At 29.2% G+C, this 11,658-nt stretch carries 9 protein-coding genes; 4 read left to right on the forward strand and 5 right to left on the reverse strand.

What is annotated here, in order from left to right; translation table 11 throughout:
- Window positions 1-182: 182 nt before the first annotated feature.
- Window positions 183-788 (reverse strand): NUDIX hydrolase, encoded by a 606-nt coding sequence (locus OW729_RS17580; protein ID WP_268062858.1) that lies wholly within the window; start codon window positions 786-788, stop codon window positions 183-185.
- Between the two features lie 305 nt (window positions 789-1,093).
- Here OW729_RS17580 and OW729_RS17585 point away from each other — a divergent pair, with 305 nt between their 5' ends.
- Window positions 1,094-2,425, forward strand: coding sequence for a D-alanyl-D-alanine carboxypeptidase family protein (locus OW729_RS17585; protein ID WP_268062859.1), 1,332 nt, complete (start codon window positions 1,094-1,096; stop codon window positions 2,423-2,425).
- 175 nt (window positions 2,426-2,600) lie between these two features.
- On the opposite strand, the gene OW729_RS17590 is transcribed toward OW729_RS17585, so the two are convergent.
- Together OW729_RS17590 and OW729_RS17595 are read right to left on the reverse strand one after the other, a co-directional pair.
- Window positions 2,601-5,051, reverse strand: coding sequence for an FAD-dependent oxidoreductase (locus OW729_RS17590; RefSeq protein ID WP_268062860.1), 2,451 nt, complete (start codon window positions 5,049-5,051; stop codon window positions 2,601-2,603).
- A gap of 91 nt (window positions 5,052-5,142) precedes the next feature.
- A complete protein-coding gene (locus OW729_RS17595) occupies window positions 5,143-5,424 on the reverse strand; it encodes an ArsR/SmtB family transcription factor (RefSeq protein ID WP_268062861.1) in 282 nt (93 codons plus the stop codon).
- A 177-nt stretch (window positions 5,425-5,601) separates the two neighbouring features.
- Here OW729_RS17595 and OW729_RS17600 point away from each other — a divergent pair, with 177 nt between their 5' ends.
- Window positions 5,602-6,951, forward strand: a complete 1,350-nt coding sequence (locus OW729_RS17600) for an FAD-dependent oxidoreductase (RefSeq protein ID WP_268062862.1) — start codon at window positions 5,602-5,604, stop codon at window positions 6,949-6,951.
- A 164-nt stretch (window positions 6,952-7,115) separates the two neighbouring features.
- On the opposite strand, the gene OW729_RS17605 is transcribed toward OW729_RS17600, so the two are convergent.
- Window positions 7,116-7,910, reverse strand: a complete 795-nt coding sequence (locus tag OW729_RS17605; protein WP_268062863.1) for a CPBP family intramembrane glutamic endopeptidase — start codon at window positions 7,908-7,910, stop codon at window positions 7,116-7,118.
- A 726-nt stretch (window positions 7,911-8,636) separates the two neighbouring features.
- On the opposite strand from OW729_RS17605, the gene OW729_RS17610 reads away from it, so the two are divergent.
- Window positions 8,637-10,130 (forward strand): sodium-dependent transporter, encoded by a 1,494-nt coding sequence (locus tag OW729_RS17610; protein ID WP_268062864.1) that lies wholly within the window; start codon window positions 8,637-8,639, stop codon window positions 10,128-10,130.
- A 16-nt stretch (window positions 10,131-10,146) separates the two neighbouring features.
- Entirely contained in the window at window positions 10,147-10,260 is a 114-nt protein-coding gene (locus tag OW729_RS17615) for a MetS family NSS transporter small subunit (protein WP_268062865.1), read from the forward strand.
- A gap of 37 nt (window positions 10,261-10,297) precedes the next feature.
- Here the strand turns inward: OW729_RS17615 and OW729_RS17620 are convergent, their stop codons facing one another.
- Window positions 10,298-11,413 (reverse strand): aminopeptidase, encoded by a 1,116-nt coding sequence (locus OW729_RS17620; protein WP_268062866.1) that lies wholly within the window; start codon window positions 11,411-11,413, stop codon window positions 10,298-10,300.
- Between the last annotated feature and the right edge of the window lie 245 nt (window positions 11,414-11,658).

An 11,658-nucleotide genomic window follows, 5' to 3' on the forward strand; every position in this document is an offset into this window, starting at 1 on the left:
TGCCTCCTTTGATTTTAGATTGGCTGACGAAACCATATCTATTCTATCAAAGCGAGGTATTTTTTTTCAACGCTTAAGCTTTTCTGAACACACCTGCATAGCAGGTGGTTTTATTTATAGACAAAAAGTCTATAAATGAGTTTGTAAATTTACACAAACTCATTTATAGTCCAAATAACCCCCTAGCTATTTTCTTTTATAATATCTATAAAACTCTTAATTATACGTGCTGTAAATCCCCATATTACATAATCATTGTATAAATAAAAATATTGATTCATCTTTCCACTAGAAAATTTATAATCTCTTCCACCTTCTATAAGCTCAAAAGGAAAATCTTCTTTCAATTCAGGTTTTATATTCATAATATGACAATCCGGTTGATTTTCCATAAAATATCTAAGAGGCACTTTAAAAACATGATCCACCTCATCTCTATTAGGATTAATTTTATCATTTTTAATCTCACCTATAAAAGGGTATATAATTGTATGGTAAGGGCTTATAAAATAATCCATCGCCCCTATTAACTCTATTTCTTCTTTTTTAATATTCAATTCCTCCATACATTCTCTTATTGCTGCTTCCTGCGAAGTTTCTTTTTCTTCTATAGCTCCTCCTGGAAGAGAAATATCTCCAGGCTGACTTTTCAATGTTAATGCCCTTTTCTCAAATAATATATAATATTCACCCTTTTCCTCAGATAATAAAATCATTACTGCACTTTTTCTATATTTTCCTATTGGTTTTTCTTTTCTATTACTAAAAATTCTTTTAATTTTTTCCATTCATAACCCTCCAAAACAAAATTACTAAGCATTAAATTATAAAATACTTTATTAAACGTCAAAGTAAACATTCTATTTGTTGAACAATATTATTATACTTAATTGTAAATATAATTTTACTTTTTTTAAATAAAATCATATGAAGCTTACATGATTCATTTTTTATAATTTCACAAACTTTCATAAACATTACTTTAATTTTCTTTAATTTGTAAAGTCTTTTATAGTTGTTCTATATATACTTAAATGGTATACTAAAATAGATTTAAAATCTATATTAAAATTATAAGTAGGAGAGATGAATCTTGAGACGTAAATTATCAACTTTATTATTGACTTTAACTTTTTTACTAGTATTCTCTATTAACGCATTTGCAGCTAATGCTGATTTACCACAAATATATGGTAAAACTGGCATAGTAATAGATGTTGACACTGGGGAAATTGTATATGCAAAAGGCATAGATGAATCTCCAATGTATCCTGCAAGTACTACAAAGCTTTTAACAGCATTATTATTTGCAGAGAACAAAAAACCTACAGACACTATTAAGTACACTCCAACAGCTGCAAAACAGCCTCAGTATGCTTTATATGATTTAGTTGGTAAAAGCAAAATCACAACTAATGATACAATGACTGCTGATGATGTAATGAAATCACTTTTACTTTTTTCAGCAAATGATGCTGCATACATGATAGCAGAAAGTGTTGCAGGAACCCCTAAACAGTTTGAAGATATGATGAATAATAAAATAAAACAACTTGGTTTAAAAAACACTCATTTTGTAACTCCTAATGGATTGGATAATGGAATAAATAATCATTATACCTCAGCTTACGACTTAAGTGTAATAGCTAAAGAGGCTTACAAAAATCCATGGGTAAAAAAAGTAATGAATATTAAACAAGACAAAATTGAAATTTCTAATGGAGCAATTGCCTACATAACAAATAGAAATAAATTGCTTGGAACTAAAATAGATACTGCTTTTGCTGACAAAGTAGGAATAGATTTAAATCAACTACCTGCATCTAATGCTGTTTGTGTTGCAGGTAAAACAGGCTATACATCTAAATCTGGAAGATGTCTTGTAGCCATATTTGAAAAAGACGGAAGAAAACTTTGTGGTGTTGTAATGAAATCTCTTTATGATGCTAAAGATACTTATGTATTTAATGATATGGCTAAAATAATAAATTGGAGTTACGCTGCTAAAAGAGTTCCATTATACAAAGCAAATACTGAAGTAAAAAAAGTAACTTTAAAATATAAACCACTTAAATTTATAGGACCTGAAAAAGAAATCCAAGTACCTTTAGTAGTAAAGAAAGACGTAGAATATTATGATAATGAAGTTAATAAATCAGAAGTAAAAACAGATTTTGAACTTTCTAATTTGAAAGTTGGTAAACTTGATAAAGATACTAGTGCTGGTAATCTTGTGATTAAAGAAAGAAATGCAGTAAAAAAATACGAATTATATCCAACTATTTCTTCTGGAAGTATTGTAAAACAAAATATCCTTTTATACATAGGTTTAGTTGGCGCCGTTGTTATTGTTATACTATTAATTACTCTACTCGTAAAAGCTATTTCAAAAAATAGCAACAGACGTAGAAGAAGAAGATTTTAAAACCAAAAGAATCATATAAAACTTTTATATGATTCTTTTTATATCAACCTTTATTTTAAACTCTCTTATTTAATAGAATTTTCTTATTAGATGCTAATTTTATTACATAGTTCTGTTTTAAAAGAATATTGTTTTTTAATTATAGAAACTCAACAATTTCTTAAAACATAGCCTATTATATAAATAAATTTATATTAGATTCATCAGCTTCTCCAAGATAATATCCTACACCACCAAGTTTAACATTATCTATTAATTCTTCTTTTCTTAATCCTAAAAGTTCCATAGACATTTGACATGCAACTATTTCAACACCACTATCAATAGCTGATTGTATAAGTTCTTCTAAGGAATGTACATTGTGTTTTTTCATTATGCCTTTGATCATTTTTGCACCCATTCCAGCCATATTCATATTTGATAACTTTAATTTCTTGCTTCCTCTTGGCATCATTTTTCCAAACATTGTTTCAATAAGATTCTTTTTAACTGGAACATGTTCATTTTTTCTAATAATATTTATTCCCCAGAAAGTAAAGAACATAGTCACTTTTTTGCCCATAGCAGCAGCTCCATTAGCTATTATAAATGAGGCTATTGCTTTATCTAAATCTCCACTAAACACAACCATAGTTTGAGCATCTTTAGCATTAGTAGCAACTGCTGTTTCTTGTATTGATGAAGATGCATCTTTTTCATTTTTCTTTAAAGAAGCTTTAATTATACCTTTTTCTTTATTTAATCCTAAAAGCTCTGTATTTGTTTTTCTACACCAAGCCTTTATATCTTCATAAAAGCCTGGATCAGAAGCTGATACATTTAAAGTATCTCCGGGATTTAATTCATCAACTGCAGCCTTGACTCTCATTAATGGTCCTGGACAACTTAACCCACAAGCATCTAAATTTTTAACTATTCCATCACTCATTTTAGGATTTTCTATGCTAGCAATCATTTTTTCAACATGATCTGTCTTCTTAGGTTTAAATTTTTCTGCCATATATTGTTTGTAGCCTCCTGTAATATTCTTTACCTTAAATCCCTTTTGTTTTAATAATCTTTCAGCTATATATCCTCTAAGTCCAATTTGACAATATGTCCATATCTCCTTGTTCTTATCTAACTCACCTATTCTATCCCTTAATTGTTGAAGAGGAATATGAACTGATCCTTCTATGGCACCATTCTCTTGCTCTAAATCCGTCCTAACATCTAGAAGTATTGTAGAGTCTTTATCTCTATTATTTACACTTCTTGGCAATACAGTATCTGATTTTCCCGTAATTATATCCTCAGCATAATACCCAGCTATATTTACAGGGTCTTTAGCAGAAGAATAAGGTGGTGCATAGCTTAATTCCAATTCTGTTAAATCAGTTACAGAACCTTTTAATCTTATAACTGTTGCTATATCATCTATTCTCTTGTCTACTCCTTCATAACCAATAGCTTGTGCTCCTAATATTCTTCCTTCATCATTAAAAATTAATTTTAACGTTATTGGAGTTGCACCTGGGTAGTAAGAAGCATGGCTTTGAGGATAAACATATACCACCTTATAAGGTATAGAATTTTTCTTAAGCATTCTTTCATTATTTCCTGTAGCTGCACAAGTGAGATCACATACTTTTAATATAGAAGTTCCCTGAGTTCCTTTATAAGTTGTTTTTATTCCACAAACATTATCTGCTACTATTCTTCCTTGTTTATTAGCAGGTCCAGCCAAAGGAACCGCTGTCTTTTGCCCGTTTATAAAATCAACAACTTCAACGGCATCTCCAACAGCGTAAATATCTTTAATATTAGTTTCTAAATTTTCATTAACTACGATATGGCCTTTTGGTCCAAATTCTAATGAGGTACTTTTTAAAAAGTCTACATCTGGTGTTACTCCTATAGCTAATATAACTATATCAGCTATTAATTCTGTATCATCATTTAAAAGAACATCTATTTTATTTTCTTTATCTCTAAAAGATTTAACTCCATTTTTTAGAACTAAATTAATATTATGGTCTTGAAGCTCTTTTTCAGCTACAGTAACCATGTCATCATCAAATGGAGCAAGAATATGTGGAGCTGCCTCAACTAATGTAACTTTAACTCCAATTTCATTTAGATTTTCAGCCATCTCCACTCCTATAAATCCTCCACCTATAACTACAGCTGAATCTAATTTATTTTTACTTACAAACTCTTTTATCTTATCCGTATCTTCCATATTTCTTAAAGTAAATATTTTTTTGCTTTCTATTCCAGATATATTCGGCTTTATTGGTTTAGCACCAGGTGATAATATTAAATAATCATATTTTTCTATATAAGTTCCTTTATCAAAACTATTAACAGTAACTTCTTTTTTGTCAGTGTCTATATTTACAACTTCACTTTTAATTCTTACATCTATATTAAATTTATCTTTCATATCTTCAGGTGTAGATACTAAAAGATTTTCTCTCTCTTGAATTGAACCTCCTATATAATAAGGAAGACCACAATTAGCAAAAGATATATGATTTCCTCTTTCAAATAAAATAATTTCAGTGTTTTCATCTAATCTTCTAAGTCTTGCAGCAGCAGAAGCACCTCCAGCAACCCCTCCGACAATCAACACTTTTTTATTCATGATATCATTACCTCCATAGTTTTTTATAGTTTACCCTTTAGGCTCTATTTTAAAGATGATGTTTTTTAAATTATATTTTTTACATAATAATTTAATCTTCAAATAATAAATTTATGAGTTGAACTACCTTATCGCTACATAACTTATAACTTACCTCTAGTCCTTTACGTTCACCTTCTATTATTCCTGCAGCCTTTAATTTTTGAAGATGAGTTGAAACTGTAGGTTGTGGAATATCGAGACAATGTTGCATTGTGCTTACATTACATCTTCCCTTTTCAAGTAGTCCTCTAATTATACATATTCGAACAGGATGAGCTAATACTTTTAGTAATTCAGATATTTCATTATATTTTTCAAAATTATTGTCCAACTTTTTTCACCTCGTAAAATATATTACTATATTTATATATTACAATATAGTAATATAGTTGTCAATTATTTTTTTAAATTAATATTTTTTTTTATAAAATTATTAATGTTTACTAATAATAATTATGATATAATTTCAATAACATATTATATAAAATATAACAGGAGGGTAAAAATTATGGGTAAAAAAATATTAATAGTTGGTGGTTCTGCTGGAGGTGCTTCAACAGCTACTAGGTTAAGACGCCTTGATAAAAATGCCGAAATTACAATGTATGAAAAAGGAGAATACATATCCTATTCCAGTTGTGGACTACCATACTATATTGGAGATATAATTACAGATAAAAACAATTTGATTTTAAAAACTCCTAAATCCTTTAAAGAAAAACATAATGTTAATGTAAAAATTAATAGCCACGTACTAGAGATAGACCCTAAAAATCAAAATATAAAAATATTATCTAATCATAAAATTCTTACTGAATCTTATGATTATCTTATATTATCTCCCGGAGCTAAACCTTTCACTGACCCTATATATAATTTGGCCAGTAATAAAATTTTTACTCTTAGAACTATTGATGATGCAGATAACATTAAATCCTATATTAGAAATAATAATATTAAAAATGCCTTAGTTATAGGAGGTGGCTATATAGGAATCGAAATATGTGAGAATTTAAAAAAAATAGGATTGAATGTAACAGTAGTTCAATCAGCACCTCACATTTTAGCTCCCTTCGACTCAGATATATCAGAATTAATTGAAAATGAACTGAGTAAAAATGGCATTAATTTAATATTGAATGATAGTGCTGTGTCTTTTAATGATAAGCCTGACCATATAGATGTAGAATTAAAAAGTAATACAGTAATAAGAGCAGATATGATAATTTTAGCAATTGGAATAAGACCTGACATAGATTTTTTAAAAAATTCAGGAATAGCTTTAGGATCTAAAGGACATATAGTTGTAAATGATAAAATGCAAACTAATTTTGATAATATATATGCATTAGGTGATGCTGTAGAAATTTGTGACTTTATTAATAAAAGTAAAACAGCTATAGCTTTAGCTCCTCCAACTGTTAAGCAGGCTGATATAGTGGCAAACAATATAATGGGAATTCCATCTTTCTATGATGGGTCATTAGGATCTGCATTAATCAAAGTTTTTGATTTAACCTGCGGTTCTACAGGTAATAATGAAAGGACTCTTAAACAACACAATATTCCTTATAAAGTTGTATACACTAAGTCAAAATCCAACGCTGCTTATTATCCTGAAAGTAAAACCTTAAAATTAAAACTTATTTTTAATAGTGAGGGATATATACTAGGCTCTCAAATAATCGGTTATAAGGGTGTGGATAAAAGATTAGATGTTATATCTACCATTATATCCTTAAAAGGCACTATATTTGATGCTGCCAAACTTCAATTGGCTTATGCTCCTGCTTACTCTATTCCTACTGATATAGTTAATTCAGCTGCTTTAAAAGCTATTAGTCAATTAAATAGCTAATTAAATTGCATAATTTAAATGTAATTAATATACTCTAAAACGTTTCATAACAAACTAAGGATATGTTTTAAATTATCGAATTCATCACAATAAGAATTTAAAATTATATGAACTCAAAGTTTTATTAAAACATATCCAAAATCCATTTAGAATACAACCTTATTTTAAAGCTCAGTAAAAAAGCTATTAAATGGTTTTCTTATCCTTGTTATTCTATAAAATTTTCTAAAACTAAATAATAAAATTAAAACTCCTGCTACCCCATAGATAGGTATAGAAAAGCTTATAATATTTTTTGAAATATTTAATATATTAGGAAGTATAATTAATCCACATATATTAAAGATTCCATGAGTAAGTATAGCTGCCCATATCGAATCACTCCATGCATAAATAAGCGCTGTTATAACTCCTAAAACTGAAGTATAAATTACCTGAAAGATATTTCCATGGAATCCTCCAAATACAATTGCTTGAATTATCACTGCTGAAAACAAATCGATATTTTCTCTAAGTTTATTAAATATTATCCCCCTGAATAATATTTCTTCAAAAACAGGTATAAAAATCAATATAGCTATAAGCTCTAAAAAGCTATCTTTTCTAATATTGTATATATCTCCTCCTACCTCTGCCATTGATGCTACAACTAAACTAAATCCAATTGTCAAAAAAATTATTGTCATAATATACTTTTTCTTTAACTTATTATTAAAATCACAATATTTAATTAAATTCTCTCCTTTTAATTTAAATAATAAATAATATATTCCAAATGTCATTAATATTACCAATGGTAATGCCTTAAAACTATAACTAGATGCTATCTTATCTATATTTTCTATACCAACATCTTTTCTCATCCCTAATATAATAATAACATTAACTACTATTTGCACTAAAAAATATATAACAGTATATTCTAAAATATAGAGCACTAAATACAGGAACTTTTTCATGACAATCCTCCTTAAAAATTTCGAAATTACATTCTATGCATATTTTATATATTTTATGAAAATAACCCTTATTTTATTCATTAAGATAGTTTGAGGCACTTTATTTTTTTATGTTATTTTTAAGATTATATTGACATTATCAAAATAATATGATATCATAATTAAAAATTACCAAGAGGAGGATTATTATGAATACTAAAATGAATATGTTTATTTCAAAATTAAATAACCTACTCTTATTAGCTAACTTAAGATAGCGATTGCAAATATAGTTACGTTACATACTACTATAGATGCAATCGCCAAAACAAGGCGTTTTGCATCTATGGTGGCTAATTTGTAGTGAAATAAGTCAAGTCCCATAGATGAACTATGGGACTTTTGTAATATCCTAGGTAAAAAAGTCCCATAGTGAAAACTATGGGACTTTTTTATTTATCCGATGTCTAGCCATTCTAATATTCCTATCTTCTTTAAGTAGGGATAAAGAATGACACGACCCTGGATAACGGCTTCTAAGGAGTAAAACTCCTAAGAATCCTGTTTATCCGATGTCTAACCATTTTAATACTCCCATCTTCTTTAAAGTGGGGGTAAAGAATGGCACGAGGCCCTGGATAATGGTTTCTAAGCTTCAGTGGAATTTAAAATTCCATCTGAAGCCAAGAATCCTATTTATAAATATTAATGTTTCAAAATTCAGATAAATCTTTAGGAGGAATAGGGATGAAAAAATCTAGAGAACAATGGGGAACAAAGGCAGGATTCCTACTTGCAGCTATTGGTTCTGCTGTAGGACTAGGCAATATATGGAGATTTCCTTATGTAGCTTATTCAAATGGAGGGGGAGCTTTCTTAATACCATATTTTTTCGCTATATTTACAGCGGGAATACCGTTATTGATTCTTGAATATGGAATGGGACATAAGTTTAGAGGTTCAACACCACTATCAATAGCAAGAGCAAATAATAAATGGGAATGGCTTGGTTGGTGGCCTGTAATTAGTGCAGTTATAATTTTATCATATTATTCAATGATTTTGAGTTTAGCTATGAAATACTTAACACTAAGCTTTAAAAAAGTATGGGGAAATGACACTAACAATTATTTTTACAATGAAGTATTAAAATTATCATCATCACCTTTCGATTTTAAAGGCATAATTGTTCCAATCCTAATAGGAATAACTTTAATTTGGTTAATTAACTGGTTTATATGCTATAAAGGAATAAAAGCTGGTATTGAAAAATTAAGCAAAATATTGTTACCAACTCTATTAATAATAATGATAATTATAGTAATAAAAGGAGTAACTTTAGAAGGTGCTTCTTTAGGCCTAAACACACTATTTACACCAGATTGGCAGAAAGTTAAAGATCCTAAGGTTTGGATTGCAGCATATGGACAAGTGTTTTTTTCATTAAGTATAGCTACAGGAATTATGATGACTTATTCTAGTTATCTTCCTAAAAAAACAGATATAAATAATAGTGCATTCATGACTGCTTTTGCCAATTGTGGATTTGAATTTTTATCTGCAATTGGAGTCTTTGCAATACTTGGATTTATGGCAACAAATCAAGGAGTATCTATTGATAAAGTTGTATCCGGTGGTATAGGACTTGCATTTATAGCATTTCCTAAAGTATTTTCAGTAATGGGTACATGGGGAAACATACTATCTGTATTATTTTTTACTTGTTTGGTATTTGCAGGATTAACTTCAGCAGTGTCCTTAGTTGAAGCAATCTCCTCAGCTGTAATAGATAAAACAGGCTGGGAACGTAAGAAAGTAGTAACAGGGCTTTTATTGTTTGGATTTATTATAAGTATTTCTTTCTCAACTAGAGCAGGATTATACCTATTAGATATTATGGATAACTTTATTAATAATTATGGAATAGTTGTAGTTGGATTACTAGAAACTGTCTTAGTAGGATGGATTATAAAACCTAAAACAATTCGTGAACATACGAACTCAGTATCTTACTATAATATAGGAAAATGGTGGGACGTAATTATTAAATATGTAAACCCTGTTGTTTTAACTTTCATTTTAGTACAAAGTTTTATTACAGAAATGCGTACACCTTATGGTGGATATGATTTATCAGCATTATTAGTATATGGATGGGGGGTTATTTTAATAGGAATTACAGGGGCAATATTCATAAGTAAAAAGCCATGGATAGATAATGTTAATTTAAAAAATGAGTAAATATGAGGTGATAAATATGACGGTAAGTGCAATGATATTTTTCGGTATAGGTGCAACTGTACTTTGGGGAGGACTATTAGCTACCCTAATAATTTCAATGAAGAAAGACAACTATTCAGAAAATAGTTGATAGTTATTTCATAAATGAATAAAAGTGAATTGCACTTTTATTCATTTATATCTTCTATAAGTTTACCATCCTTATAAAATAATTCTCCATCAGCATATATCTCTCCACCATTTCTCATATCACAAAGCATATCCCAATGGATAACAGATTTATTTTTTCCACCAGCTTCAGGCATAGAGTCACCTATAGCCATGTGTATAGTTCCCCCTATTTTTTCATCAAAAAGCATATTTCTTGTAAAGTTCTTGATACCATAGTTAGTTCCTATAGCTACTTCTCCAAATCTTGATGCTCCTTCATCTGTTTCAAGTAAAGTTTTTAATAAATCTTCTCCTTTTTCAGCAGTAGCTTTTACTACCTTTCCATCTTTAATCTCTAACTTGATTCCTTCAATCTCTTTTCCTGCATATATTCCTGGGAAGCTAAAAGTAATATATCCATTAATGCCATCTTCCACTGGTGATGTAAAAATTTCTCCATCAGGGAAGTTAACTTTTCCATCACAATTTATCCACTTTCTACCCTCAATTTTAACTTTTATATCTGTTCCTTCTGATATTATATGTAATTCTTTTTTCTTATCTAAATACTTTATCCACTTTTCATGGTAAGCACTTACTTTCTTCCATTCTTCCACTGGATCTTCGGAATCCAAAAGCCCTGCGCCATAAACAAAATCCTCATACTCTGAAAGACTCATACTAGCTTCTTGAGCATCTGCATAAGTTGGGAACTGAGTTCCACACCATCTTAAACTTCCATCCCCAGTCCTATTAGAGTATATCTTTCTCCAGCTTGCTGCTCCTTTAGTTTTTAATTGAATTCTTTTTGAATCAACATTTGAATTTGCCTTAGTATTTTTTGTACCCCATGCAGTAAGCCATACATCTGCTTTTTCTAACATTACTTTTTGCATAAAATTTTCTTCTTGAAGCTGTTCTTCACTACTATATCTCAACTTAATTTGCTCTGCTTCATGAGAATCTATAATAGTTTCTACATGAGCACCTGCTTTTATAGCCTCTTTTACAACTTCAACCATCCATGGTTCAGCAATTTCATCACATTGTACTAATACAAAATCTCCCTTTTTAACTTCAGCTGAATAATTAACTAGTAACTTTGCCAATTTATTAAGTCTTTGATCTGCCATATTTCTTCCTCCTATAATAGCTTTATTTTTATCTTGTCCCTAATGTCACTTACTAATATAAGTTAATTGCATAATTCCAAAATCATATAGCTACAGGCAAGTTTCATTGTTCACTGCTTCTAAAATTCCCCTTTTTAGATTCAGAATAAACTTAAAACATAGTGAAAGAGAAATTTCAAGGCACTGTTCACAATGAAACTTGCATTTCGCATTTAGAATTGTTAATTATGGAATTTCCTCAATTA

The sequence above is a fragment of the Clostridium brassicae genome, assembly GCF_026738875.1.
GTDB lineage: Bacteria > Bacillota > Clostridia > Clostridiales > Clostridiaceae > Clostridium_H > Clostridium_H brassicae.